This window comes from Heyndrickxia coagulans DSM 1 = ATCC 7050 (assembly GCF_000290615.1).
GTDB lineage: Bacteria > Bacillota > Bacilli > Bacillales > Bacillaceae_C > Weizmannia > Weizmannia coagulans.
Genome location: NZ_ALAS01000243.1, coordinates 1 through 715 on the forward strand (window position 1 = coordinate 1; position 715 = coordinate 715).

The 715-nt window shown below is 37.3% G+C and carries 1 protein-coding gene; it reads right to left on the reverse strand.

The annotated features are described in order from the left end of the window. Positions 1-86 precede the first annotated feature (86 nt). Positions 87-715: RNA-guided endonuclease TnpB family protein (locus IC21_RS13215; protein WP_035181006.1), on the reverse strand; the 629-nt coding region annotated here is incomplete at its 5' end.

The window sequence follows — 715 nt, forward strand, 5'->3', positions numbered from 1 at the left end:
TTTTTCGCTTGTGTTACCCATATCAGGACACATCCCTTCGTTAATATTATATTTCACTAAAGGGTGTCCATGAAACTATACTAGCATCACGCTAAGAAAGTAGTGAACATTCCCCAGCCGTTATCATGAACGCTTTTCCCAAAGTGAAGGGCTTGAGACATCCCTTTCATGTTCAAGTCCTCAATCACGACAGCATCAAAGTTAGAAGCTAATTCTTTTGACTTATGATGAAGAAAATTCATGCGTTGGTTCGCCACTTTCTCATGTAATTTAGCCACTACTAGTCGTTGCTTGTTCCAACGTGCAGAACCTTTCTTGCGTTTGGACAGAATGCGCCCGGCTTTTGCTAATTTTTCTGACATCACACGATAATAACGAGGATAATTGGCTTTCTCATTCTCGCTACTCACGTATAATTCAGCCATAGCAAAATCTAGCCCAATGACATTTTCTATTGTTTTAGGCTGTATATCTTTTTCGTATTCTGTTAGTACGGAAACATAGTATTTTCCTGACTTTGTTCTGGAAATGGTACAGGATTTCAATTTATAATCAGCAGGAATTTCTCTATGCTGTTTGATTTTTACAAGCTTTAGTTTAGGCAACTTGATATGACCATCTTTCAATTCGATGTTTCCATTGACTAAGTTAGTTGTATAGGATTGTTTTGCTTTACGATTTTTGAACTTTGGAAAATCCGCATTTCCTTCAAAGA